20 protein-coding genes are annotated in these 24,664 nt (G+C 68.9%); 5 read left to right on the top strand and 15 right to left on the bottom strand.

The features are described 5' to 3' along the window. Position 1 precedes the first annotated feature (1 nt). The 5 genes from ybeY to hrcA are packed head-to-tail and all read right to left on the bottom strand — an operon-like array spanning position 2 to position 4,590. A complete protein-coding gene (gene ybeY, locus EV640_RS11965; RefSeq protein ID WP_036475981.1) occupies positions 2-493 on the bottom strand; it encodes an rRNA maturation RNase YbeY in 492 nt (163 codons plus the stop codon). Continuing rightward, entirely contained in the window at positions 490-1,557 is a 1,068-nt protein-coding gene (locus EV640_RS11960; protein ID WP_051501238.1) for a PhoH family protein, read from the bottom strand. Before EV640_RS11960 ends, ybeY begins: the two co-directional genes overlap by 4 nt. Positions 1,558-1,568: 11 nt before the next feature. Then, complete coding sequence (locus EV640_RS11955; protein WP_051501237.1) at positions 1,569-2,411, bottom strand: 16S rRNA (uracil(1498)-N(3))-methyltransferase; 843 nt, start codon at positions 2,409-2,411, stop codon at positions 1,569-1,571. Between the two features lie 16 nt (positions 2,412-2,427). Then, complete coding sequence (dnaJ, locus tag EV640_RS11950; protein ID WP_036475979.1) at positions 2,428-3,552, bottom strand: molecular chaperone DnaJ; 1,125 nt, start codon at positions 3,550-3,552, stop codon at positions 2,428-2,430. Positions 3,553-3,564: 12 nt separating this feature from the next. Beyond that, positions 3,565-4,590 carry a heat-inducible transcriptional repressor HrcA gene (gene hrcA / locus EV640_RS11945; protein ID WP_036475977.1) on the bottom strand — a complete coding sequence of 342 codons (1,026 nt, stop codon included), beginning with the start codon at positions 4,588-4,590 and terminating at the stop codon, positions 3,565-3,567. A 68-nt stretch (positions 4,591-4,658) separates the two neighbouring features. Between hrcA and EV640_RS11940 the strand changes: the two genes are divergently transcribed. Together EV640_RS11940 and EV640_RS11935 are read left to right on the top strand one after the other, a co-directional pair. Continuing rightward, positions 4,659-5,549 (top strand): DUF3097 domain-containing protein, encoded by an 891-nt coding sequence (locus EV640_RS11940; RefSeq protein WP_133726537.1) that lies wholly within the window; start codon positions 4,659-4,661, stop codon positions 5,547-5,549. A 181-nt stretch (positions 5,550-5,730) separates the two neighbouring features. Beyond that, positions 5,731-6,162 carry a DUF4870 domain-containing protein gene (locus EV640_RS11935; protein ID WP_036475976.1) on the top strand — a complete coding sequence of 144 codons (432 nt, stop codon included), beginning with the start codon at positions 5,731-5,733 and terminating at the stop codon, positions 6,160-6,162. A gap of 59 nt (positions 6,163-6,221) precedes the next feature. Here EV640_RS11935 and hemW read toward each other — a convergent pair whose 3' ends face one another. The 7 genes from hemW to EV640_RS11900 all read right to left on the bottom strand — a co-directional run bounded on the left by hemW (position 6,222) and on the right by EV640_RS11900 (position 14,856). Then, positions 6,222-7,508 (bottom strand): radical SAM family heme chaperone HemW, encoded by a 1,287-nt coding sequence (gene hemW / locus EV640_RS11930; RefSeq protein WP_036475974.1) that lies wholly within the window; start codon positions 7,506-7,508, stop codon positions 6,222-6,224. Between the two features lie 3 nt (positions 7,509-7,511). Next, positions 7,512-9,413, bottom strand: a complete 1,902-nt coding sequence (lepA, locus tag EV640_RS11925; protein ID WP_369797217.1) for a translation elongation factor 4 — start codon at positions 9,411-9,413, stop codon at positions 7,512-7,514. A gap of 144 nt (positions 9,414-9,557) precedes the next feature. After that, positions 9,558-9,818: a 30S ribosomal protein S20 gene (rpsT, locus tag EV640_RS11920; protein WP_036475968.1), complete on the bottom strand. Its 261-nt coding sequence runs from the start codon at positions 9,816-9,818 to the stop codon at positions 9,558-9,560. A gap of 274 nt (positions 9,819-10,092) precedes the next feature. Next, on the bottom strand, positions 10,093-11,139 hold the full coding sequence (gene holA, locus EV640_RS11915; RefSeq protein WP_341802714.1) for a DNA polymerase III subunit delta: 1,047 nt from the start codon (positions 11,137-11,139) through the stop codon (positions 10,093-10,095). A gap of 71 nt (positions 11,140-11,210) precedes the next feature. Further along, positions 11,211-12,176 carry a MaoC family dehydratase gene (locus EV640_RS11910; protein WP_051501236.1) on the bottom strand — a complete coding sequence of 322 codons (966 nt, stop codon included), beginning with the start codon at positions 12,174-12,176 and terminating at the stop codon, positions 11,211-11,213. An 18-nt stretch (positions 12,177-12,194) separates the two neighbouring features. After that, positions 12,195-13,556, bottom strand: coding sequence for a 3-oxoacyl-ACP reductase (locus EV640_RS11905; protein WP_133726535.1), 1,362 nt, complete (start codon positions 13,554-13,556; stop codon positions 12,195-12,197). 7 nt (positions 13,557-13,563) lie between these two features. Beyond that, on the bottom strand, positions 13,564-14,856 hold the full coding sequence (locus tag EV640_RS11900; RefSeq protein WP_051501123.1) for an acetyl-CoA C-acetyltransferase: 1,293 nt from the start codon (positions 14,854-14,856) through the stop codon (positions 13,564-13,566). A gap of 198 nt (positions 14,857-15,054) precedes the next feature. On the opposite strand from EV640_RS11900, the gene EV640_RS11895 reads away from it, so the two are divergent. The 3 genes from EV640_RS11895 to EV640_RS11880 all read left to right on the top strand — a co-directional run bounded on the left by EV640_RS11895 (position 15,055) and on the right by EV640_RS11880 (position 21,315). Next, positions 15,055-17,142, top strand: a complete 2,088-nt coding sequence (locus EV640_RS11895; protein ID WP_051501122.1) for an acyl-CoA dehydrogenase family protein — start codon at positions 15,055-15,057, stop codon at positions 17,140-17,142. 66 nt (positions 17,143-17,208) lie between these two features. Continuing rightward, complete coding sequence (gene pepN, locus EV640_RS11890; RefSeq protein WP_133726534.1) at positions 17,209-19,959, top strand: aminopeptidase N; 2,751 nt, start codon at positions 17,209-17,211, stop codon at positions 19,957-19,959. Between the two features lie 282 nt (positions 19,960-20,241). Then, positions 20,242-21,315: a sugar-transfer associated ATP-grasp domain-containing protein gene (locus EV640_RS11880; RefSeq protein ID WP_161634809.1), complete on the top strand. Its 1,074-nt coding sequence runs from the start codon at positions 20,242-20,244 to the stop codon at positions 21,313-21,315. A 40-nt stretch (positions 21,316-21,355) separates the two neighbouring features. Here EV640_RS11880 and tatC read toward each other — a convergent pair whose 3' ends face one another. The 3 genes from tatC to EV640_RS11865 are packed head-to-tail and all read right to left on the bottom strand — an operon-like array spanning position 21,356 to position 24,661. Beyond that, positions 21,356-22,159, bottom strand: coding sequence for a twin-arginine translocase subunit TatC (gene tatC / locus EV640_RS11875; protein ID WP_036475226.1), 804 nt, complete (start codon positions 22,157-22,159; stop codon positions 21,356-21,358). A gap of 5 nt (positions 22,160-22,164) precedes the next feature. After that, complete coding sequence (locus EV640_RS11870) at positions 22,165-22,479, bottom strand: twin-arginine translocase TatA/TatE family subunit (RefSeq protein ID WP_036475223.1); 315 nt, start codon at positions 22,477-22,479, stop codon at positions 22,165-22,167. Between the two features lie 28 nt (positions 22,480-22,507). Continuing rightward, a complete protein-coding gene (locus tag EV640_RS11865; protein ID WP_133726532.1) occupies positions 22,508-24,661 on the bottom strand; it encodes a WYL domain-containing protein in 2,154 nt (717 codons plus the stop codon). Positions 24,662-24,664 lie beyond the last annotated feature (3 nt).

Genomic DNA, 24,664 nt, shown 5'->3' with positions numbered 1-24,664 from the left:
ATCAGACCGTCGGCGTCGGTGCGGCGTGGCCGAGGAACTCCTCCAGGAGCACTCGCTGCAGGGTGAACATCTCTTCACGGTCCGCCGGCTCGCCGTGATCGTGTCCAAGCAGGTGCAGCACCCCGTGGGTGGCCAGCAGCGCGAGCTCGGCGCTCAGCGGGTGCCCGTGGGCACTCGCCTGCGCGGCGGCAACGCCGGGGCAGATCACGATGTCGCCCAGCACGCCCTCGGTGACCGGGTCCCCGGCGGTGCCGGCGGTCAGCTCGTCCATCGGGAAGCTCATCACGTCGGTGGGTCCGGGCAGGTTCATCCAGTCCAGGTGCAGCCCTTCGATGGTCTCCTCGTCCACCAGGGTGATCGAGAGCGTCACCTCCGGGCCCAGGTGCAGCTTGGCGTAGAGGAACCCGGTGAGGTCCAGCAGCTCGGCCAGGTGTTCCCCGGAGATCAGCGCGGAGCCCGAGCTGTCCTCGACCGTGACCTGGACCTCGGTCATCGTCGTCCTCCGCGCCGGGCGCTGGGGGCGGCGGCCCGGTCCTGGTGGCGTTCGTAGGCATCCACGATGCGGCCCACGAGTTCGTGGCGGACCACGTCCTCGGAGCCGAAGCGGGAGATCTCGATGCCCTCGACGCCGTCGAGGATCTCGATCACGGTGCGCAGCCCGGAGTCGGTGCCGCGCGGCAGGTCCACCTGGGTGATGTCGCCGGTGACCACGATCTTGGAGTTGAAGCCGAGCCGGGTCAGGAACATCTTCATCTGCTCGGCGGTGGTGTTCTGCGCCTCGTCCAGAATGATGAACGAGTCGTTGAGCGTGCGGCCGCGCATATAGGCCAGCGGGGCCACCTCGATGATGCCGGACTCCATCAGACGTGGGATCGAATCGGGGTCGATCATGTCGTGCAGCGCGTCGTAGAGCGGGCGCAGATAGGGGTCGATCTTGTCATTGAGGCTGCCGGGCAGGAAGCCGAGCTTCTCGCCGGCCTCCACGGCCGGGCGGGTCAGGATGATCCGGTTGACCTCGCGGGCCTGCAGCGCCTGGACCGCCTTGGCCATGGCCAGGTAGGTCTTGCCGGTGCCGGCCGGGCCGATGCCGAAGACCACGGTGGACTCGTCGATGGTGTCCACGTAGGTCTGTTGGTTCTTGGTCTTGGGCCGGATGGTGCGCCCGCGGTGGGAGAGGATGTTGGTGGTCACGATCCGCGCGGAGTCCTGCGCTGCGTCGGCGCGGACCATGGTGGCGACCTGTTCGATGATCTCCTCGGTGACCGTGGTCCCGGAGGCGGCGAGGGTCTTGAGCTGGTTGAGGATCTCCACGATCCCGGTGACCTCCTCGGCGGGTCCGCCCACGGTGACCAGCTGGTCGCGCAACCCAATGGAGGAAGCCGGGTAGATCCCCTGCAGGATCCGCAGCGCGAGATCTCCGGCGCCGAGGCTGCGGAACATGGTGTCGGCGTCGGCGAAGTAGACCTGACGCTCGATGTTGCCCAGCGCGGCGGCGGTGGCGCCGCGGGCCGCTCCGGAGATGGTCGATGTGCTCGGGTTCTGCGAAGTCTCAGTCATTGGTCCTCAGTCTATGCGCTCTGTTCGGGGTGACCAGCCCCGGTGTCCCAGTCCCAGCGGCCCAGCAGCAGCTGCGCGGCGGCCAGCGCTGCGGGCCCTGCGGTGGAGGAGCGCAGCACGGTGGGTCCGAGCCTGGCGATCCGCGCGCCTGCCCCGGTGAGCAGCTCGATCTCGCGGTCGCTGATCCCGCCCTCGGGTCCGACGATCAGATGCAGCTCGGTCAGCTGGTGCGCGGGTGCTCCGGGCGCCTGCGATGCGTGCCCGCCTGGCGCCTGCAGTGCGGCGATCGCCTGGGCCAGCGAGGTCTCATCGGTCTCATGCAGCACCACGACGCCGACCTCGGCGCCGGCCGCCTTGATCGCCTGCAGGTAGCCGGAGGTGCTGTGCAGCGGGCGGACCTCCGGGATTGTGGTGCGCCGGGTCTGCTTCGCCGCGGTGCGCACCATCGCCACCCATTCGGCGTGCTTCTTGGCCTCGCGTCCGGCCTTCCAGCGGGCCACGGAGCGTTCGGCCTGCCAGGGGATCACCGCGTCCACGCCGAGCTCGGTGGCGGACTCCACGCCCTGAAGGTCCCGGCGGTCCTTGGCCAGCGCCTGGACCAGCACCAGACGTGGCAGCAGCCGCGGCTCCTGGAGCAGCGAAAGGATCTCCACCTCGAGCTGCCCGCTTCCGGCGGAGCGGACCCGACCCTCGGCGCGCCGGCCCACGGTGTCGGAGAGCAGCACCGGCTCACCGGGCTGCAGGCGCATCACGGTGGCGGCGTGGTGGCCCTCCGACCCGGCGAGCGTGATCACCTCGGCCACGCCAACGTGGTCAAGCGCGCCCGGTTCGAGGTGGAACAGCGGTGCCGTCATCTCGCCTCGCGCATCTCTAGAGCGCGTCCCAGCGTTCGCGCAGCTTGGCGAAGACGCCACGGTGTTCGGTGGTGGACTCCCCGCGCTCCTCGCCACGCTCCAGGGCGAGCTCGCGCAGCAGCTGGGCCTCGCGCTCGGAGACCTTGGTGGGGGTCTCCACCTTCAGGTGCACCTTCAGCGCCCCGCGACCGCCGCCGCGCAGGTGGGTCACCCCGCGCTCCTTGAGCGTGAGCACCTCACCGGACTGGGTGCCCGGCTTCACGCTGAGCTCCTCGGCCCCGTCGAAGGTCTCCAGCCCGACCGTGGTGCCCAGGGCGGCCGCGGTCATCGGAATCGAGACGGTGGCGTGGAGGTCGTTGCCGCGGCGGGTGAAGACCTCGTGCTGCTTGACCTCGACCTCGATGAACAGGTCCCCGGAGGGTCCGCCGGCCAGCCCGGCCTCGCCCTCGCCGGCCAGGTGGATCCGGTTGCCCCGGTCCACGCCTGCCGGGACCTTGACCTTCAGGGACTTACGCTCGCGCACCCGGCCCTGACCGTCGCACTCCTGGCAGGGGTCCTCGATGATGTTGCCGAAGCCGGCGCAGCGCGCGCAGGTCTGGGTCTGGATGACGGTGCCCAGGATCGAGCGCATCGGGCGCTGGACCTGGCCCTGGCCGTGGCAGTCCGGGCAGGTGGTGGGCGAGGTGCCCTTGCGGGTGCAGGAGCCGTCACAGACGGTGCAGGTGACCGCGGTCTCCAGCTCCACCTCCTTGGTGGTGCCGAACACGGCGTCGCGCAGGTCGATCCGGACCCGGATCAGCGAGTCCTGGCCGCGGCGGGTGCGTGAGGCGGGGCCGCCGCCTCCCCCGCCGAAGAAGGTCTCGAAGATGTCGCCGAACCCGCCGAAGCCGGCACCGCCTGCTCCACCGCCGGGGAATCCGGAGCGGCCGTTCTCATCGCCGGTGGCGTCGTAGTTCTGCCGCTTCTGCGGGTCCGCGAGCACCTCGTAGGCGCGGCCGAGCACCTTGAACTGCTCGGCGGCGTCGTCGGAGGGGTTCACGTCCGGGTGAAGCTTCCGGGCCTGTTTGCGGTAGGCCTTCTTGATCTCTTCGGTGGACGCCGAGCGGCTGACGCCCAGCGCCTCATAGTAGTCAGTCGTCATCTTCGTGGACGTTCACCCTTCGGAAAGAATTCGGGACAGGTAGCGCGCCATTGCGCGCACCGCGGACATGGTGGAGCCGTAGTCCATGCGGGTCGGACCGACGACGCCGAGCTTGGCACCCTCGGCTCCCGTATGGCTGCCGTACTCCGCTGCGACCACAGCGGTCTCGATCAGCGAATCATGGCTGGTCTCGTGACCGATGCGGATGGAGAGACCGCGCCGGTCCTGCTCCATCTCTGTCAACAGTCGAAGCAGCACGACTTGTTCCTCGAGCGCTTCAAGAATGGGGCCGATGGAGGGACCGAGGTCGCGGCCCGACCTGGCGAGGTTAGCAGTCCCGGCCATGATGATGCGATCCACCCGAGACGATTCCAGGATGGTCTCCACGGCCTGGGCGAGGATCGCCATGGACGGTCGCAGCACCGGCTCCACCCGGCTGATCAGGGTGTCTGCGGGCAGCGGCAGCGCCGAGATGGAGCGCTGGTGCAGCTCAGAGGAGAGCACCTGGGCGAGCCGGTGCAGCGAGTCATCACCGATCGCGTCGGCCAGGGTGACCATGCGCTGATCGACCTTCCCGGAGGAGAGGATCACGATCACCAGCGCCTTGTGCGAGGACATCGAGACGATGTCGATGTGCCGGATCTTCGCGGTGGAGCGCTGCGGATGCTGGATCACAGCGACCTGATTGGTGAGCATCGCGAGCAGCCGCACGGTGTGTTCGAGCATCGCGTCATGGTCATCGGCGGTCTCGAGCAGAGTGTCCATGGCGCGCCGCTCAGCGGAGGTGAGCGGACGGACCTCGGTGATCTTGTCCACGAATCGCCGGTAGCCGAGATCGGTCGGGATCCGCCCGGCGGAGGTGTGCGGCGCGGCGATCAGGCCCTCCTCCTCGAGGTGGGCCATGTCGTTGCGGATCGTGGCGGGTGAGACCTCCAGGTCGTGACGCTCCACCAGGGCCCGGGACCCGACCGGCTCCCGGGTGTGGACATAGTCCTCCACGATGGCACGCAGAACCTGCAGACGACGGGTGTCGGACATGTAAGCTTGGCGCCTCCTGAACCTCTGGCACTCTTCGAGTACAAGTGCTAATTCTACAATGGGTGATCATGAGCGCTCCGCACCTCCCCGACTGGCGTAACTCCTCCACCCCGAACTGGGGTGCCCAGGACCTCTCCCGGCTCCGCCAGAGCCAGCTCCGCAAGGTCTCCACGATGCCGGCCGACTACGGCGCCGTGATCGAAGAGGTGGAGTCCGGCTGGGTCGGCGCGATCATCTCGGTGGAGGCCTCCGGCGGGGTCCACGTGGTGAGCCTCGAGGACCGGCGCGGCAAGGTCCGTTCCTTCCCGCTGGGCCATGGATTCCTGCACGAGGGCCAGCCGGTGGAGCTGACGCCCCCCACCCCCCGGGCCGTCGCGGCGAAGCCCACCCGCACCGCCTCCGGATCGGTGGCGGTGGCCAATGCGCCGGCCCGCGTGGCCCGGGCCTCGCGGATCTGGGTCGAGGGCACCCACGACGCCGAGCTGGTGGAGAAGGTCTGGGGCGAGGACCTGCGGATCGAAGGCATCGTGGTGGAGCCGCTGCACGGCGCCGATGACCTGCTCGGGGCGATCCGTGCGTTCGGGCCCGGTCCGCAGCGACGGGTCGGGGTGCTGCTTGATCACCTCGTCCCGGGCTCCAAGGAGTCCCGCATCGCCCGCGAGGTCATGCAGCAGCCGGGCGCACGGGGCAACATCGCGGTGCTGGGTCACCCCTACGTCGACGTCTGGCAGGCGGTGAAGCCGCACCTGCTCGGGCTGCGGCGCTGGCCCGAGGTCCCGCGCAGCCAGGACATCAAGGTCGGCACGCTGCAGGCCCTGGGCTGGCCGCACGCGAACCAGCGAGACATCGCGCACGGCTGGAAGCGGATCCTGGCCCAGGTCACGAGTTACGCCGACCTGGAGCCCTCGCTGCTCGGACGCGTGGAGGAGCTGATCGACTTCGTCACGGTGGAGCCATGAGCCGCAGCACCGAAACGCAATGACGCAATGACTAGTAGGGACACTGCATCACGCGGGAGCGCCCGGAACTTGAAGGCCGACACGCCCGCGACGGCCAGTTGATGTTCAGCGTCAGTGGATAGAATCCGAAAGTGGGAACGGCCGCGTATCGCAAGGGCGGCACCATGATCACGGAGGTGCAGTGACGCATAATCAGAAACCCCAGGGCGAGCAGTCGGAACAGGACGCTCGAACGGACGCAGCGCCACGCCTGAAGGGTTCCTCTGCCGCCGCCGCCTCGCTGACCCCGGCGGAGGATCGACGCTGGGCGACGCTGTCCCACTTCGGCGCGCTCATCGGCTGCTTCCCCGCACTCGCGATCTACCTGGTCTACCGCGACCGCGGCCCCTTCACGGCCCAGGAGTCCAAAGAGGCGCTGAACTTCACGTTGCCGCTGACCGCCGTGATGCTGGGCTGCTATATCCTGGCCCTGATCCCCGCCATCGGCTGGATCTTCGGCCTGCTGGCGGTGCTGATCTGGATCACGATGACCATCTCCGGCCTGGTCGCCGGCATCCAGTGCAATAAGGGGCGCCCCTACCGGTACCCGCTGAATCTTCGGCTGATCCACTGAGAATCTTCATCTGATCCACCGAACATCCTCCTGCGTCCCGCCAAGCCCTCAGGCTCGGCTCAGGGCGCCAGTCTTCGGGTCACCGCATCGGCCAGCAGCCGTCCGCGCAGGGTGAGCACCGCCCGCCCCTGAGGATGCGCGTTGCTCGGCTGGGCCGCGCCCTCCTCGATCAGCCCGTCATGCACCAAGGCCTGGACACTCTTGCGCGAGATCTTCTCACCTTGGCTGCGGCGCAGCTCCGGCAGCGCATTGAACCCGGCGACGTCGAGCCCGTCGGCCAGGCGCAGCCGCAGCATCAGATGCTCCAGGGTCTTGTCCGCGTCCGCGAGCAGCTCCCGGCCGTGGCCGGGGGTGGCGCCGCTGGAGAGCCGCTGGGCATAGGCGGCTGGGTGCTTCACGTTCCACCAGCGCAGCCCCGCCATATGCGAGTGCGCACCGGGGCCGGCGCCCCACCAGTCGGAGTCCAGCCAGTAGTTCAGGTTGTGCTCCGAGCGGGTGGCCACGCTGGTGGAGAAGTTGGAGACCTCATACCAGGTCAGCCCGGCGGCTCCGAGCACCTCATCGGTGAGCAGGTACTTATCGGCCTGGTCATCGGGGTCGATGTCGGGCAGCACGCCGCGTTTGATCTTCGACGCCATGGCGGTGCCCTCCTCGATGATCAGCGAGTAGGCCGAGATATGGTCGGGCGCCAGCGCCACCGCGTGCTCCAGGCTGGTGCGCCAGTCCTCGAGGCTCTCCCCCGGAGTCCCGGAGATCAGGTCCAGGCTGACCTGCAGGCCTGCGGCGCGAGCGGCGTGGACCGCGCGCTCCACGTTGGCCGGGTCATGCGTGCGGTCCAGGGTCCCCAGCACATGCGGCACGGCGGACTGCATGCCCAGGCTCAGCCGGGTGAACCCGGCCTCGGCGAGGACCTGCGCGGTGGCGTCGGTGATCGTGTCGGGGTTTGCCTCGGTGGTGATCTCGGCGTCCGGTCGGAAGCCGAAGAGCTCACGGGCCCGGGTAAGGATCCGGGCGAGCTCCTCCGGCGGGAGCAGCGTCGGGGTGCCGCCGCCGAAGAACACCGTGGAGAAGGGGCGCTCCGGGGCGCCCATCTTCTCGAGCACCTCACGGGCGAAGACCAGTTCGGAGATCAGCGTGTCCGGGTAGGACACCTGGGACGCCCCGGGGCCGAGGTCCTCGGCGGTGTAGGTGTTGAAGTCGCAGTAGCCGCAGCGCACGCTGCAGAACGGAATGTGTACGTAGAGGCCGAAGGGCGCCTCGGCGCGGGCGGGAAGCGCCTGCGCCACGGTTGCGGGGAAGCCGCCGTCGGCCGGGACCGGGTCGCCGAGGGGAAGGGTGGAAGGCAAGGCCTACTTCTTCCCGGCCTTCTCCTTGCCGGCGTCCTCGTCCGAGGACAGCGCGGCGATGAAGGCCTCCTGTGGGACCTCCACGGTGCCGACCATCTTCATCCGCTTCTTGCCCTCCTTCTGCTTCTCCAGCAGCTTGCGCTTGCGGCTGATGTCGCCGCCGTAGCACTTGGAGAGCACGTCCTTGCGGATCGCGCGGATGTTCTCCCGCGCGATGATCCGGGAGCCGATGGCGGCCTGGATCGGGACCTCGAACTGCTGGCGCGGGATGAGCTCCTTGAGCCGGGAGGCCATCTTCACACCGTAGGCGTAGGCGGAGTCCCGGTGGGTGATCGCGGAGAACGCGTCGACCTGGTCCCCCTGAAGCAGGATGTCGACCTTGACGAGGTCAGCGGCCTGCTGGCCGGTGCCCTGCCAGTTCAGCGAGGCGTAGCCCTTGGTCCGGGACTTCAGCTGGTCGAAGAAGTCGAAGACGATCTCGGCCAGCGGCATCTTGTAGCGGATCTCCACCCGCTCGGCGGAGAGGTAGTCCATGCCTTCCATGGTGCCGCGCCGGGACTGGCAGAGCTCCATCACCGGGCCGATGAACTCGGCCGGAACGATCACGGTGGCGTCGACGATGGGTTCACGGATCTCGGTGACCTTGCCCTCGGGGAACTCCGAGGGGTTGGTCACGCGGTGGATCTCGCCGTCCTCGGCGGTGACCTCGTAGACCACGTTGGGGGCGGTGGAGATCAGGTCGAGGTTGTACTCGGTCTCCAGTCGCTCCCGGGTGATCTCCAGGTGCAGCAGGCCCAGGAAGCCCACGCGGAAGCCGAAGCCCAGCGCGGTGGAGGTCTCGGGCTCGAAGTTCAGTGCGGCGTCGTTGAGCTGCAGCTTCTCCAGCGCCTCGCGCAGCACCGGGAAGTCGGAGCCGTCGAGCGGGAAGAGTCCGGAGAAGACCATCGGGGACGGGTCGTCGTAGCCGCCGATGATCTCCGCGGCGGGCCGGTTCTGTGAGGTCACGGTGTCTCCGACCTTGGAGAGCCGCACATCCTTCACACCGGTGATCAGGTAGCCGACCTCGCCGACGCCGAGGCCCTTGGTGGCCTCGGGCTCCGGTGAGGAGACCCCGATCTCGAGCAGCTCGTGGGTCGCGCCGGTGGACATCATCTTGATCTTCTCGCGGTGCCCGAGCTTGCCGTCGACCACGCGCACGAAGGTCACCACGCCGCGATAGGTGTCATAGACGGAGTCGAAGATCATCGCGCGGGCCGGAGCCTCGGCGTCGCCCTCTGGGGCGGGGATCTCGGCGACGATCTTGTCCAGCAGCTCCTCGACCCCGTCGCCGGTCTTGCCGGAGACGCGCAGCACGTCCTCGGGCTCGCAGCCGATCAGGTAGGCGATCTCTTCGGCGTACTTCTCCGGCTGGGCCGAGGGCAGGTCGATCTTGTTCAGCACCGGGATGATCTTGAGGTCGTGCTCCATGGCCAGGTAGAGGTTCGCCAGGGTCTGCGCCTCGATGCCCTGGGCGGCGTCGACCAGGAGCAGGGCGCCCTCGCAGGCGGCCAGCGAGCGGGAGACCTCATAGGAGAAGTCCACGTGGCCCGGGGTGTCGATCATATGGAAGGCGTAGGTCTGCCCGTCGAGCTCCCAGGGCATCCGCACCGCCTGGGACTTGATGGTGATGCCGCGGTCGCGCTCGATGGGCATCCGGTCCAGGTACTGGGCCTTCATGTTGCGGGCCTGCACCACCCCGGTCAGCTGCAGCATCCGGTCTGCAAGCGTGGACTTGCCGTGGTCGATGTGCGCAATGATGCAGAAGTTCCGGATGACACTGGGGTCAGTGGCGGCGGGCACCTGCGAGCTGCGGGCCTTCGGTGACACGGTGGTGGGGGTCCTTTGCTTCGTCGAGACGCCGGGCATGGTGCTGCATCTGGCTCTTCATTGTTCCATGACTGCAGGAATGCGGGGGCTGCGCGGTCAGGTCTTACACGAACGGGGCCCCGCGCAGCGCGCAGGGCCCCGTTGCTCGCTCGCGAGGTGAGCGGACGTTCTAGAGAGTCAAGCTCACAGAGCGTTGACGGTGGCGGCCAGACCGGACTTGCGGTTGGCGGCGTTGTTCTTGTGCAGAACACCCTTGGAGACGGCCTTGTCGAGCTTGCGGGCTGCCTCGCGGTTCGCTGCGATCGCAGCATCCTTATCGCCGGCGGCAACTGCGTTGCGAACCTTCTTGATGGCGGTCCGCAGCTGGGACTTGACGCCCTGGTTGCGCTGGCGCGCCTTCTCGTTGGTGAGAATGCGCTTCTTCTGAGACTTGATGTTTGCCACGAGTTGTCTTTCTGTCTGAGGTCACTGGTCGTGAGGATACGTCCCTGTCGGCCGGCAGCAGACAAACTTCAGTGGCGTGGGGTTGCCATAGCGATTGCGCAGCCCATTGAGGTAGAGGGCCCAGGACTGCGCGAGACTTGCTGCCGCAGGGTTTTGGGGCTCTTTCGAACCCCAGACACTGCCTATAGACGATAGCAGAGAAGCCGCACTCCAGCCACCGAGCCGGCCCGTGTCCGGGCCTTGCGGCGAGCTCGACTGCGGGGCAGCCGTGGGCTCAGCGGCCCACCGAGGAGGCGATGGCCGTGATGGCGCGCTCCACGGCGTATTCCGGGGTCCGCGAGGCGCCCTTGGCCTCGGCGTCGGCGCGGGCGATCGCCTCGATGGCCTCGGCCGCGCGCAGCGGGTGCCAGCGCCGGGCGGTCTCGGCCACCTGCTGCAGCTGCCAGGGGGCCGCGCCGAGGGTGGAGGCCAGCGCGGCGGGGCTGCCGCGGTGATCCACCAGAGCGGCGATGTGCCGGCCCTTCCTCGCCAGTGCGGCGGTCACGGCGATCGGAGAGACGCCCGTGGCGATGGCGTGGCGGTAGAGCCGGGTGGCGGCCTCCCGGCGGCCCTCGAAGGCGGCGTCGGCCACCTTGAACGCCGAGGCCTCGACACGGCCCCCGTGGTAGCGGTCCACGTGTTCTTCCGTGATGTCCCCGGCGACGTCGGCCATGAGCTGCTGGCAGGCTCCGCCGAGGTCCGAGAGTGTGGAGCCGGCCGCGGCGACCAGGGCGCGGGCGCCGTCGGCATGGATCTCGCGTCCGGCGGCGCGGAACTCGCGCCGCACGAAGTCGAGCTTCTCGTTGTCGTTGCGGGCCCCGGCACAGTCCACGACGACGGCGCGCTTGGTCAGCGCGTCGAGCAGCTTCTTGCCTCGGTTGCCGCCGCTGTGCCGCAGCACCAGGGTCACGTCCTCGGGTTTCTCCTCGAGGTAGGCCAGGGCATCGGTGAGGAAGGTGTCGTTCATCGCGGCGAGGTCCTCGGCCAGGACCAGGCGCGCCTCGCCGAAGAGCGAGGGTGAGGTGACGGTGAACAGCTCCCCGGGAGCGGCGGCCGAGACGTCGAGCCGGGTGAACTCCAGGTCCGGGTGCTGCGCCCGCAGCGCCTGCTTGATCCTGTCCAGCGCGCGGCTGGCGAGGTAGTCCTCGGTGCCCTTGAGCAGGATCAGCGGGGCGGGGGCGACGCTGCGAAAGTCGAGCCCCTCGGCCGCCTTCGCGCCGCGGCCCGCGCCGCCGCTGCGCTGTGTGCCGGTCCGCGAGGACCCGGTCCGCTGAGAAGCCATGGGGCTCATTCTAGCGGCCCGGATCCCCCGGCGAACCTGCCGCGCAGACTCCGATCGGCGGGCAGGTCAGCTCAGGGCAGCTGCAGCTCGGCGCTGAAGTGGCGCTTCGCCTTGCGTGGGTTCCATCCCGTGAAGCGCACGACCTTGCGTCCCTGCGGCTCCGCGGCGAAGGCCACGGTGCCGGGCAGGGTCACCGGTGCCTCGAAGCGGATCCACCAGCGGTGCCCGGCACCCTCGGGCTCCCGGCCCTCGAGCATCCTGCCGGCCGAGTACATGCCGTGCACGATCGCGGCGGGCATCCCCAGCGTCTTCGCGGCCAGCTGGGAGACGTGGATCGGGTTGTAGTCACCCGACACTGCGGCGTAGGCCCGACCCGCGTCCGCGCCCAGCCGCCAGGAGGCGGTCTTGACCGGCGGGACGAAGGACTCACGCTCTTCGGACCGGGTCACTGCGGAGGATCCGACCTGCTCAGCCCCGGAAGCCTGGGAGATCTCCGTTCCGAGCTGGGCGCCCTTGCTCAGATAGGTCGAGACCGAGCGCCACAGCACTGAGGCCTCGCCCGAACTCGCGCGTCCGGCACCCGCCGGGTCGGCCCCGGCCTCGAGCACGGTGACTGTGATGTCGACCTGGGTGCCCCGCCGGTGCGGGCGCAGGTTCTCCGCGGCGACCAGGATCTGCACCGGCTGGTCCACCCGTACCGGACGCAGGTGCTCGACCTCGTTGGCCACGTGGACCAGTCCGATCAGCGGCAGCGGGAACTCGTCCTGGCTCATCAGGGCCATCTGCACCGGGAACCCGATGATGTGGACCAGCACCGAGGGCAGCGCGGTGCGGTGGGCGCCGTCGAACGCCTCTCCGCCGAAGAGTCGACGGTAGCTCTCGGCCTGCTCGGCGCTGACCCCGGGGTGCTGGGCCAGCATGGTCTTCCCCGGCAGGCTGCGGGCCCCGGCCCCGGGACGCAGCTTCGAGCGCGCGGCGCCCAGGGCGGCGCGGCCGTAGAGGCTGCTCAGCGAGGGCATCTCGATCTCGGTGATCATGGATTCAGTCCTCATGGGTCAGGCCCCCACGAGATTCTGTCCGCAGACCCGCAGGGTCAGTCCCGAGGTGCCTCCGGCCTGCGGCGAGGCCAGGAACGCGATCGTCTCGGCCACGTCCACCGGCAGTCCGCCCTGGTTCAGCGAGTTCAGCCGCCGGGCCACCTCCCGGGTGGCGAACGGGATCTTCGCGGTCATCTCGGTCTCGATGAAGCCCGGGGCGACGGCGTTGATGGTGCCGTGCCGGGCGGCGAGCTGGGCGGCGGTCGCGGAGACCATGCCCATGACACCGGCCTTGGAGGCGGCGTAGTTGGTCTGGCCGCGGTTGCCGGCGATGCCGGAGGTCGAGGCCAGCGAGATGATCCGCGGCCCCATGGCCCCGTGGGCGTCGGCGTTGAAGAGCTCCGAGGCCAGGAAGGCCCGGTTCATCCGCAGCTGCGACTCGATGTTGACCGCGATGACCGAGTTCCAGCGGGACTCGTCCATATTGGCCAGCAGCTTGTCCCGGGTGATTCCAGCGTTGTGCACCACGATGTCGAGCCGTCCGTGATGCTGCTTGGCGTGGGCGAGGATCCGCTCCCCCGCGTCGGGCGCGGTGATGTCCAGCTGCAGCGCGGTGCCGGAGACCTCGTTGGCGACTCCGGCCAGCTGCTCGCCTGCGGCCGGGATGTCGACCAGGATCAGCGCGGCCCCGTCGCGGTGCAGCGTCCGGGCGATGGAGGCGCCGATCCCGCGGGCGGCGCCGGTGACCACCGCGACCTGGCCCTGCAGCGGCCGGTCCCAGTTCCCCGGCAGCGCCCCGTTGACGCTGTCCACCGAGATGAACTGGCCTGAGACGAAGGCCGAGCGTCCGGAGAGCAGGAAGCGCAGCGCTCCGGCCACACCGGGCGCGGAGGGGTCCAGCTCCTCGGCGAGCACGATGCCGTTGGCGGTGCCGCCGGCGCGCATCTCATGCGCGGTCGAGCGGGTCAGGCCCTGGACCGCGCTGCGGGCCGCGCGCACGGCGGGATCGCCGGTGCCCAGCGGGTCCCGCGAGACGGTGATGACCCGGCCGGAGGGCTTGAGCTGCTTGAGCAGCATCCCGGTCTCCAACACGGTGCTGCTCAGGGCTGCTGGGCTGGAGGCGGAGTCGAAGCAGGCGACGACGCCGGCCACCTTCTCCTTGGGCCCGACGTGCCGACGCACGTCTAGGTTCCAGCCGAGCAGCCGGTCCGCGAGCGCCGAGGCGGCCGCGGAGCTGCCCAGCACGACCACGGGGCCCTCGATGAGCGGGCGTCCGGGTCGGTGCCGACGCAGCTTCGCCGGCTGCGGGAGGCCGAGGTTCTTGGTCAGGGCGCGGCCGAAGCCGGTGTTGGCGAATTCGGTGTAGGTGTCTCGAGCCATGGAGCGGTTACCGTCCTTCGATGATCGCGGTGATGCCCTGGCCGCCGGCGGCGCAGACCGAGATGAAACCGAGCTTGCCGGGCTTGCCGTGCAGCGCCTTGGCCAGCGTGGCGACGATGCGTCCGCCGGTGGCGGCGAAGGGGTGCCCGGCGGCCAGTGAGGAGCCGTTGACGTTGAGCCGGCTGCGGTCGATGGTGCCCAGTGCTGAGTCCAGTCCGAGCTTGTTCTTGCAGAACTCCTCGGACTCCCAGGCCTTGATCTGGGCCAGCACCGTGGAGGCGAAGGCCTCGTGGATCTCGAGGTATTCGAAGTCCGAGAAGCTCAGGTTGTTGCGCTTGAGCATCCGGGCGGCGGCATAGGCGGGAGCCATCAGCAGGCCCTCGGCGCCGTCGACGAAGTCCACTGCGCCTTCCTCGTAGTCGATGAAGTTCGCCAGCTTGGGCAGATCGTGCTGATCGGCCCATTCCTCGGAGCCCAGCAGCACTGCGGAGGCGCCGTCGGTCAGCGCGGTGGAGTTCGCCGCGGTCATGGTGGCCTCATTGCCGAGGTCACGCCCGAAGGCCGGGGAGAGCTTGCCCAGCTTCTCCAGGGTGGAGTCGGCGCGCATGTTGTTGTCCCGGCTGACGCCCTTGAACGGGGTGACCAGGTCGTCGAAGAAGCCGCGGTCGTAGGCGGCGGCGAGGTTCTTGTGGCTGGCCAGCGCGAGCTCGTCCTGCTCGGCCCGGGTGATGCCCCAGGCGTGGGCGGTGATCGCCATGTGCTCACCCATGGACATGCCGGTGCGCGGCTCGTTGACTCCGGGGGCCTGCGGGGCCAGGTGGCCTGGGCGGATCTTGGCCAGCGCCTTGAGCCGCTGGCTGACCGTCTTCGCCCGGTTGGCCTCCATCAGGATCCCGCGCAGCTCGTCGGTGACCACGATCGGGGCGTCGGAGATGGAGTCCACTCCCCCGGCGATGGCCGAGTCGATCTGGCCCAGCTTGATCTTGTTCGCCATCGAACCGATGGCCTCCATGCCGGTGGCGCACGCCATCTGCACGTCGAAGGCCGGGGTCTTGGGGTCCAGCGGGGTGCCCAGCACCGACTCGCGGGTGAGGTTGAAGTTCTTGGAGTGCTTCATCACGGCACCGGCGGCGACGGTGCCGATCTGTTCACCCTGGAGCCCGAAGCGGGCCACGAGGCCGTTCAGCGTCGAGGTGAGCATGTCCTGGTTGCCTGCGGTGGCGTAGGCGGTGTGGGCCCGGGCGAAGGGGATGCGGTTTCCGCCGATGATGACGGCGTCGCGGATGTTCTGTGCACTCATGGAACTGACTCCTGGGTCGAGGGGTGCAGGCACCCGACGGCATATCCGCTGGGTCAGCGGGTCCGGCAGGTCTTGCATTTGTTACTGGTCAGTATCATAGACTATTTTGTGTGCAGGATCACTGATCACCCCCGCGCCGAGGAACCGGCGCCGATCATCCCGTGCGCCTGACGCTCAACCCCAGTCTGAGGAGACCTCATGTCACACCACCCGGTCACCGACCCGATCGCTCACCCCATCACCGACCCGATCGAGACCCTCGATTCCGCCGACGCGGTCCGCGTGGACAAGCAGGTGATGGAGGACGTGCTGCTCGGACACTGGGCCGAGACCCGGCGCCAGGCCCGTGAGCTGCTCAAGGACTCCACCTTCCACAAGGTCGAGGGGCTCTCTAAGGAGGACCACCGCGAGCGGGTCTTTCAGCAGATGGTCCAGCTCTCCGAGGACGGCGCCGTGCACCGGGCCTTCCCCAAGGAGTTCGGCGGCGCCGATGCCCATGGCGCGAACATTGCGGCCTTCGAGGAGCTGGTCACCGCTGACCCCTCGCTGCAGATCAAAGCCGGTGTCCAATGGGGGCTCTTCGCCGCCGCGGTGCTGCACCTGGGCTCCGCCGACCACCACCGCCGATTCCTTCCCGCGACCATGGACCTCCGGGCCCCCGGCGCCTTCGCGATGACCGAGTTCGGGCACGGCTCCGATGTGGCCTCCATCGGCACCACCGCGACCTACGATCCGGACACCGAGGAGTTCATCCTCAACACTCCGTTCCCGGCGGCCACCAAGCGCTACCTCGGCAATGCCGCGAATGACGCCAAGGACGCCGTGGTCTTCGCCCAGCTGATCACCAATGGGGTCAACCACGGGGTGCACTGCCTCTACACCAACATCCGAGGCGAGGACGGTCAGCCGCTGGCAGGGATCACCATCACCGACGAGGGCCAGAAGGGCGGCCTCAACGGGGTCGACAACGGCTGCTTCACCTTCGACAACATCCGGGTCCCACGGACCAACCTGCTCAACCGCTACGGCGACGTCGCCGCGGACGGCAGCTACAGCTCCCCGATCGACTCCCCAGGCCGGCGCTTCTTCACGATGCTGGGAACCCTGGTGCAGGGACGGGTCTCACTCACCGGCGCCTCGGTGGCGGCCTCGAAGCTCGCGCTGATCGGCGCGGTCACCTACGGCAACCAGCGCCGCCAGTTCAACGCCTCCTCCACCATCGAGGAAGAGGTGCTGCTGGACTACCAGCTGCACCAGCGCCGACTGTTGCCCCGGTTGGCGACCACCTTCGCGGCGAACTTCGCGCACGAGAACCTCCTGGTCAAGCTCGATGACGTGTTCTCCGGCAAGGACGACTCGGATGAGAACCGGCAGGAGCTGGAGACCCTGGCCGCGGCGATCAAGTCCGTGACCACCTGGCACGCGCTGGACACCCTGCAGGAGGCCCGCGAGGCCTGTGGCGGCGCCGGGTTCATCTCGGAGAACCGGCTGGTCTCGCTGCGCGCGGACCTCGACGTCTACGTCACCTTCGAAGGTGACAACAACGTGCTGCTCCAGCTGGTGGCCAAGCGCCTGCTCAGCGACTACGCCGCGGAGTTCAAGGGCGCCGACTTCGGGGTGCTCTCGCGCTACGTGGCCAACCAGGCCCAAGGCACCGTGATGAACCGCTTCGGGCTGCGCAGGGCCTTCCAGTCCGTCCAGGACACCGGAGATGAACGCCGCAGCGCCAACTGGTTCAAGCAGCCCGACGTGCAGCGGGCGCTGCTCACCGACCGTTCCCGGCAGATGGTCATCGACGTGGCCGGCGAGCTGCGCTCGGCCTCGAAGCTGCCGGCGGCGAAGCAGGCGGAGATCTTCAACGAACACCAGTACGAGATCATCAACGCCGCCAAGGCCCACGCGGACCTGCTGCTCTGGGAGTCCTTCACCGAGGCCCTGGAGAAGGTCAGCGATCCGGGCACCCGGCAGATCATGACCTGGCTGCGCGACCTCTACGCGCTGACCAAGATCGAGGACACGCTGGACTGGTATCTGCTCCACGGCCGGATCTCCGCCCAGCGCGCCCGCACGCTGAGCCCGTACGTGAACCGGCTGCTGGCGCGGCTGCGCCCGCACGCCCAGGACATCGTGGACTCCTTCGGCTACTCCCCCGAGCACGTGCGCATGGAGATCACCTCCGGCTCCGAGCAGCGGCGCCAGGACGAGTCCATGGAGTACTACCGGACGCTGCGCGCCTCCCCCGAGGCGCCGGTGGATGAGAAGCTGATCCACGCACGACGGAAGTGAGCGTGCCTCGGGACGCTTGATGCGCAGCTGATGGGCGGCTGAGCGGCGGTCTGCTTGAATAGCAGGATGACTGCTCAGCTGCCCTTTCCCCGTGCCGACGTCGAGAACCTGACCCGCGAGGAGGCCGCCCGGCGCAGCGCCCTGCTCGAGGTCACGAGCTGCCGGGTCGAGGTGGATCTGCGCGGGGCGCCCGCCCCCGGGGCCGCGACCTACCCGGTGCAGACCAGCATCGACTTCTCCAGCGTCGAGGTCGGGGCCAGCACCTTCCTGGACCACCTGGGCGCCTCGGTGGAGTCGCTGGTGCTCAACGGTGAGACGCTGGATCTGAGCACCCATGTGGGGCCGGCGCGGATCCTGCTGCCCCGGCTGCAGGGCGAGAACACCGTGGAGATCCGGTCCACCTCGCGCTACTCCCGCTCCGGGGAAGGGCTGCACCGCTTCGTGGACCCGGTGGATGAGCAGGTCTACCTCTACACCCAGTACGAGCCGGCCGATTCACGCCGGGTGTTCCCGGTCTTCGAACAGCCGGACCTCAAGACCCGGTTCAGCTTCTCGATCATCGGTCCGCAGCACTGGCAGCTGCGCTCCAACAGCCCTGCCATCACACGGATGCCGCTGGAGGGCGCGGAGGCCGAGCGCGCCGCCGGGGCACGCAGCGCCGCAGCACAGGACGGCGTCGCTGTCGGCCCGCTGGTCCGGGTGGAGTTCGCCGAGACCCCGCGGATGTCCTCCTACATCACCGCGCTGCTGGCGGGTCCGTATCACCACGTCGAGGGCCACTACCGCGGCGGGGTGCCCGAGGGCGAGCAGGTGGAGATCCCGCTGAGCGTGCTCTGCCGGGCCTCCCTGGCGGAGCACTTCGACGCCGATGCGCTGCTGGAGCTGACCCGGCGCGGCCTGGACTTCTTCCACGCCGAGTTCGCCTACCCCTACCCCTGGGGCAAGTACGACCAGGTCTTCGTCCCGGAGTACAACCTCGGCGCGATGGAGAACCCGGGACTGGTGACCTTCACCGAGAAGTACGTCTTCGACACCGCCGCCACCGACGCCCAGTACGAGACCCGGGCGAACACCTTGATGCATGAGATGGCGCATATGTGGTTCGGCGACCTGGTGACCATGCACTGGTGGGACGACCTGTGGCTGAAGGAGTCCTTCGCGGACTACATGGGGTCCCTGGCCGTGGACGAGGCCACCGACTGGAGCACCTCCTGGATCTCCTTCGCCAACGGGCGCAAGGCCTGGGCGTATGTGCAGGACCAGCTGCCCACCACCCACCCGATCGTCGCGGACATCGGCGACCTCGAGGCCGCGGACCAGAACTTCGACGGGATCACCTACGCCAAGGGCGCCTCGGTGCTCAAGCAGCTCGCCGCCTACGCCGGTCGCGAGGCCTTCCGCGAGGCCGCCCGGCGCTACTTCGCCCGGCACGCCTTCGGCAACGCCTCGCTGGGGGACTTCCTCGCGGTGCTCGAGGAGGTCACCGGAGCCAACATGGACGACTGGGCGCGAGCCTGGCTGCAGACCGCTGGGGTCCCGGTGCTCTCCGCGGAGCTCGGCTCAGGGCTCGAGCCCGGGCTCAAGCCGGGAGAGGTGCTGGTCCGCGAGCAAGGCGTCGACCCGGCCACCGGAGAGTCGGTGTCCCGGCCGCATAAGATCCACGTCGGGGTCCACGTGCTGGATCCCGAGCGCCAGACGCTGGTGCTGCATGCCGCTCAGGAGGTCTTCCTGGATCCCGCCGCTCCGGAGGGGTTGACCCCGGTGCCGGAGCTCAGCGTCCCGGAGGACCTGCCGCGGCTGCTGCTGCCCAACGAGGATGATCTGACCTACGCCAAGCTCAGCCTGGACGCGGAGTCGCTCGCCGCCGTGCTGAGCTACCCGGTGGCCGATCCGCTGGCGCGCGCCACCGTATGGGCCGCGCTGTGGTCGATGGTGCGCGACGGCGAGCTGCCCGCCCGCCGCTTCCTGGCCGCCGTGCAACAGCTGGGCCTGGACATCGAAGAGATCGTCGTCGTCCAAGGGCTGCTGCGCCAGTCGCTGGCCGCGCTGGAGCGCTATACCCCGGTGGCGGAGCGGGGCACGCTGCAGCGTGACCTCGCCGCCCGGCTCGCCGCGGAGCTGACCCGGCGCAGCGGCGGGGACCACCAGCGCGCGACCGCCCGCGCCCTGGCCACGCTGTCCCGCCGCGAAGGCTCGCAGCTGGAGCTGCTCGAGGCGCTGCTCGACGGCGGCGCGGCAGACCACGGGATCTCCGGGCTCCGGATCGACGAGGAGCTGCGCTGGGCGTTCCTGCAGGCCCTGGCCGCGCACGGCCGGGTCAGCCTGGACCAGCTGGATGCCGAGCTCACCGCGAAGACCACCGCCCGGGCCCGGATCGCGCACCGGCTCGCCGCCGCCGCGCGGCCTGACCGTCGGGTCAAGGAGCGGGCCTTCGGGCAGGCGCTGGCCGGGACGGACGACGCCGGCCAGGAGCTCTCCAACGACCACCTCACCGCGACCGTGGAGGGCTTCACCGTGGCCGGTGACCCGGAGACTGCCGCGGTGATCGAGCGCCAGAGCGAGGCTTACTTCGAGGCGCTCACCGAGGTATGGGAACGGATGAGCCAGGGACAGGCCACCCGGGTGGTCTCCGGGCTCTACCCCGGGGCCCAGGATCTCGAGGTCGGAGCAGAGCCGATCGAGCACCCGGTGGCGCTGCGCACCCAGGCCTGGCTTGAGGCGAACGCCGAGGCCCCCGCGGCGCTGCGCCGGCTGCTCATCGAGGAACAGGATCAGCTGCTGCGCGGACTCCGCGCCCAGGCGGCGGCCCAGGCCTGAGCGGGGCCTCCCGCCAGGGGCTGGGTGGGCGAGCCGGCCGGGCCTCCCGCGACGGGTTTGTCGCACCTCTATGCCATGTCCCATCGCTATTTCCGTCCATAGCCGTGGGACATGGCATGGGCATGCGACAGATCGCTCGAGAGGGTACGAGAGGGGCCCAGGGCTGCGATCAGACTCCTTCTGCAGAAGACTCCCCGTGAATTCTTCTCCGATTCAGCAGAACCCTGTCTTTTGTGTCCAGATGAACATATATTGTCAGCACCTGAAATCAGAGGAGTCGGCATGAATCTGAACACGATAGAGCAGACCGAGAATGACCTGCGGATGCGAGTCCGTTCACGTCTGAACAGCCGGAACGCCGCGAAGGTGCTCAGATCGATCGAAGCGGCGAAGGGTCCGCTCCCGAAGCATCTCAGGGCTCAGGCCGATGCCTACGCCGTGGAGGTGCTCGGCTCCAAGAGCTATGCCCCCTGGCTCTACGTCTATGGCACGATCGCCGGTGAGTTCCGCGAGGGATGGATCCCCGACAACTACTACATGTCGGTGGTGCTTCCAGCCATCGAAGGTCGGTATGCCGAGCTCTCGGACATGCGCTCGATGACATCGCGCATCTTCGGGCACGAGAAGGAGATTCCCGACTGCGGATACGTGGCCAAGGGTCGGCTGTTCAATTCATCCCTCGAACGGGTCTCCTCGTTGGAAGAGTTCACCGACCTCATCTTTGCCGGCGGAGACAAGATCGCCTTCAAGGCTGACGCGAGTGATCGCGGCCGGGGCGTGCATCTCCTGGATCGAGACGGGTTCACGCGGGCCGCGGCGAGTCTTCCCGACGGCGTGATTCAGCCCTTCATCGACCAGCACGAGACCTTCGCCCAGGTCGCGTCCCGCTCGGTCGGGACGCTGCGGATGACGAGCGTAGTCGAACCTGACGGGACGATCACCGTCAGGGACGCCTACCTGCGCTTCGGCCGGGATACCGAAGACCACGTGATCTCAGATTCCAACATCCGGGTTCTTCTCGATACTGCTACCGGCGTATTCAGCCCGGTCGGATACTCGGTGGACTGGCTCGAGATCGACCGGCATCCCGACTCTGGCTTCGTCTTCGCCGGCAACCAGGTGCCGAACTACGCCGCATGTCTCGAGGCGGTCGAACGGCTGCACCGGCGAATCCCGGTGGTCCCGTCCATCGGCTGGGATCTGACCGTTGCTCGCGACGGTTCGGTTCAAGTGCTGGAGTGGAACAGCGGACATAACGACATCAAGTTCTCCGAGGCGACCTCCGGGCCGTGTTTCACGGGACTGGGGTGGGAGCTTCTCGGCCGGAACCGGGAAGCGATCCGGGCCACCGTGTGATCGAGGGGCCCGGCCCGGCCTGGTTGTACTCAGCCAGGACCTAGTCGAGCAGGAGCTCGTCGATCTCGGTCTCGCGGGCGGCTTCGCGCTTGGACCGGCGTCGATCGTTGAGCATGCACAGCAGGATCGCGATCCCGAAGAGCACGGTCAGCGGCAGGGCGATGAAGAACATGCTCACCGCGTCGCCTCCGGGGGCGGCCAGCGCGGAGACCACGGCGATGAGCATCACCACTCCGCGCCAGGCCTTGAGCACCTGCTTGCCGGTGACCAGGCCCATCATGTTGATCCCGACCAGCACCACCGGGATCACCATGGCCAGGCCGAAGGCCAGGAACAGGTGCAGCACGAAGGTGAAGTACACATCAGGGTTGATCAGGTTCGAGGTGCCCTCGGGGTTCAGCGCGAAGAAGAAGTTGATGGCCTGGGGCAGCACGCTGTAGGCCCCGACGATTCCGCCGAGGAACAGCGGCACGGAGGCGGCGATGAAGCCGATGGCGTAGCGCTTCTCGGTCTTCTTCAGACCCGGCATGATGAACGCCCAGATCTGGTAGAGCCAGACGGGTGAGGAGATCACGACGCCGACGAAGAGCGAGAGTCGGATCATCAGATCCAGCGGGCCGCCCACGGTGTTGAACGCGATCTCGGCGAGCCGGCCCTCCACCTCGTAGCCCACGATCGGCTCGGCGAGCAGCCGGAACAGCCAGTCATAGAGGAAGAAGCCGGCGATCGCACCCAGCAGGATTCCGATGGCCGCCTTGATCAGGCGATTGCGCAGCTCTCGGAGATGCTCCTTCAGCGCCATCGTGCGCTCGGGGTCGCGCCGCCGCTTCTTCGAGGTGGCCATGCTGCTTAGCGGTGGTCTCCCCGCTGCTCCCGCTCGGTGCGGCGGGCCTGCTCGGCGGTGGAGTCATTCGGGTTGAGCACACGGCCCTCCACGGGAGCACGCTCATCCCGGCGGGGGTCGTCGCTGGGCTCGGCCGCGACGTCAGGGGCATCAGAGTCAGAGGAGTTCCGCTTGGACTCCTCGCTCATGGTGCGCACCTCGGACCGGAAGATGCGCATCGACTGGCCTACGGACTTGGCCAGCTTGGGCAGCTTCGGGGCTCCGAAGAGCAGGATGATGAGCAGCGCGATGATCGCGATCTGCCAGCCGGTGATATTCATGGCGTGGATCCTTTCCTCGTCGCCAATGCTACGCCACTCGCCCCGGCAGAGCCGACAGTTCCTCGCGGGCCCGAGCGGTGACCCGCTCCCGGATCTCGGCAGGGGTCAGGACGGCGAGATCCCCGCCGAGCTGGAGGCACAGCCTGATCAGCGCCTCCCGGCTCTGGAACCAGGTGCTGATGAATCGGGCTCCGTCGGGCTGGATGCGCTGGCGCCGGGGCGCATAGCGATCGGCCAGCGCGGCGGCGGCCGGGGAGAATCGCAGGACGACGTCGAAGGCCCCGCTGTCCCGGGGTGGGCGCGGCGGCTCGGCGGGTGCCTGCGCGAGCCGCCGTGCGGTCTCGCTGATCGGCTCCTCGGGCAGCGGGCGCTGCTCCCGGATCCGGGAGCTGAGGAAGTTCCGCGGCCCCTGCGCCACCCGGCACCAGCCCTGGAGATAGGTGCGGGGACCGTCGAGGTAGATGTGGGTCGGCTCGACCACCCGCTCGGTGATGGTCCCGGAGGCGTCCTCGTAGCGCAGCTGGACGCAGTAGCCGCCGGTCACCGCCTCCCGCAGTTCGGCCATGGCTGGGCTGTGCGTCTGGGCTCCGGCGGCGACCTTCGTCGCGGCCTCCTGCAGCCCCTCGGGCAGCACGGTGGTGATCTTGGAGCGCAGCGACTCGGCGGCGGAGAGCCAGCCTTCGGCGGACTCGGGACCGGATTCGGCCGACTCGTGACCGAATTCAGCCGAACCGAGACCAGGTTCGGCGTTGCCAGGAGCGGATTCGGCCGTACCGAGACCGGACTCAGCCGTGCCGTGACCGGACTCAGCCGCGTCAGGACCGGATTCGGCCGCGCTGATCATGGTGTTCAGCGCGATCAGCAGCGAGAGCGCGCCGGGCTTGGTCAGCGTGAGCGGGCGGGCCAGGACGTCTCCGGTGCGCTCCGAGGGCATCGCCAGGGTGATCGGCGCATCGGTGACCAGGTAGTCCTGGGTGAAGCTCTCCAGATTCAGCGGCGGCGCGGGGTGGATGTCGATGAACTCCCCGTACTGCCCGGGACCGAAGCTGCCCGACTGCTGGATCGAGAGCAGGTCCTTGAGCAGCTGCTTCGGCGTGATCTGATGCCGGGCGAGCAGCTCAGACGGGCGGACCCCGTCGGCGCTGAGCAGATAGCCGGCCATGGCCAGCACCCGCTCCACCTTGCGGTGCGCGGGATCGGCCCGGCGCGGGGACCCGGCGGGAGCGAGTCGGGGTGGTTTCGGGGCGGGGCCCTGGTGGGCCTCCAGGACACCGTGCAGCAGCCTTCTCGGGTCCTCTTCGGCGGCGAGTCCGTCCAGCGCGGAGCCGGCGTCCGCCGCGTTGCTGACCGCCGCCTCGATGGCGGCGCGGTCCGCCTCGGTCAACGCCGGTGCCGGATGCAGCGCGGTGATGGCGCCGTGCACGCGGTCCAGCCGGAAGGTCCTGCGGGCACCTCGATCAAGATCGTGACCGATCAGATACCAGTGGCCCCGGGCGGCGAAGTCCAGCAGCACCACGCGGCGGGCCGCCGGCTGCTGGGCTCCCCTGCCGGTGTAGTCGAAGCTGATCGGCTGCCGCGCCGGCAGCGCGGCGAGCTCGGTGAGCCGTTCGAACTCCTCGTCGCTGCCCAGGTTGAAGCTCAGCGCCCCGAGGCCGGCCGGCTGAGCCGCTGGCTGAGCCGCAGACTGTGACGCCGGCTGTGACGCCGGCTGTGACGCACGCAAGGACGACGCTGCGGGCTCGGCCGGTCCGGCCAGCGCCCAGCTGGCCTGGTCCAGCCAGGACCGGGTGCGGCTGCCGGCCCAGAGCTGGGTGGCGCGGGAGAGCACCAGCGTCTCGGTCTCGCTCAGCGACAGCGGGGGCAGCCCGTAGTCGGCCGGGTCGATCCGGTAGCGATAGTCCTCGCGGTCGGCGGCGGGCTCCTCGATGGCGATGCCGCAGCTGCGCAGGTGGTCCTTGTCGCGGCTGAAGAGCCGCTCCCAGGCGTCCTGGGACTGCTCCTGGGACTGGCTCCGGTAGTGCTCCACCCGCTCCCGGATCTCAGCCTTGGTGAGCCCACCGGTTCCGGCGTCGAGGATGCTCGCGGCCAGGGAGAAGGCGCGCGCCACGCCGTAGTCGGCGAAGACGTCCTGCTCCTCCTCCGCGAGCTGATCCGTCCCGCCGTCGTCGATCGTCTCAGTCACCGT

The sequence above is a fragment of the Nesterenkonia aurantiaca genome, from assembly GCF_004364585.1.
In the GTDB taxonomy this organism is placed as follows: Bacteria; Actinomycetota; Actinomycetes; order Actinomycetales; family Micrococcaceae; genus Nesterenkonia; species Nesterenkonia aurantiaca.
Note: the sequence above shows the minus strand (reverse complement) of the source record. Positions and strands in the feature narration are given on the sequence as shown.

Bases quoted from the DNA above. Each gene is read 5' to 3' on its own strand.
- ybeY (WP_036475981.1), bottom strand. From the start codon at position 493: ATGACCGAGGTCCAGGTCACGGTCGAGGACAGCTCGGGCTCCGCGCTG.
- EV640_RS11960 (WP_051501238.1), bottom strand. From the start codon at position 1,557: ATGACTGAGACTTCGCAGAACCCGAGCACATCGACCATCTCCGGAGCG.
- EV640_RS11955 (WP_051501237.1), bottom strand. From the start codon at position 2,411: ATGACGGCACCGCTGTTCCACCTCGAACCGGGCGCGCTTGACCACGTT.
- dnaJ (WP_036475979.1), bottom strand. From the start codon at position 3,552: ATGACGACTGACTACTATGAGGCGCTGGGCGTCAGCCGCTCGGCGTCC.
- hrcA (WP_036475977.1), bottom strand. From the start codon at position 4,590: ATGTCCGACACCCGTCGTCTGCAGGTTCTGCGTGCCATCGTGGAGGAC.
- EV640_RS11940 (WP_133726537.1), top strand. From the start codon at position 4,659: ATGAGCGCTCCGCACCTCCCCGACTGGCGTAACTCCTCCACCCCGAAC.
- lepA (WP_369797217.1), bottom strand. From the start codon at position 9,413: ATGCCCGGCGTCTCGACGAAGCAAAGGACCCCCACCACCGTGTCACCG.
- holA (WP_341802714.1), bottom strand. From the start codon at position 11,139: ATGGCTTCTCAGCGGACCGGGTCCTCGCGGACCGGCACACAGCGCAGC.
- EV640_RS11910 (WP_051501236.1), bottom strand. From the start codon at position 12,176: ATGATCACCGAGATCGAGATGCCCTCGCTGAGCAGCCTCTACGGCCGC.
- EV640_RS11905 (WP_133726535.1), bottom strand. From the start codon at position 13,556: ATGGCTCGAGACACCTACACCGAATTCGCCAACACCGGCTTCGGCCGC.
- EV640_RS11900 (WP_051501123.1), bottom strand. From the start codon at position 14,856: ATGAGTGCACAGAACATCCGCGACGCCGTCATCATCGGCGGAAACCGC.
- EV640_RS11895 (WP_051501122.1), top strand. From the start codon at position 15,055: ATGTCACACCACCCGGTCACCGACCCGATCGCTCACCCCATCACCGAC.
- pepN (WP_133726534.1), top strand. From the start codon at position 17,209: ATGACTGCTCAGCTGCCCTTTCCCCGTGCCGACGTCGAGAACCTGACC.
- EV640_RS11880 (WP_161634809.1), top strand. From the start codon at position 20,242: ATGAATCTGAACACGATAGAGCAGACCGAGAATGACCTGCGGATGCGA.
- tatC (WP_036475226.1), bottom strand. From the start codon at position 22,159: ATGGCCACCTCGAAGAAGCGGCGGCGCGACCCCGAGCGCACGATGGCG.
- EV640_RS11870 (WP_036475223.1), bottom strand. From the start codon at position 22,479: ATGAATATCACCGGCTGGCAGATCGCGATCATCGCGCTGCTCATCATC.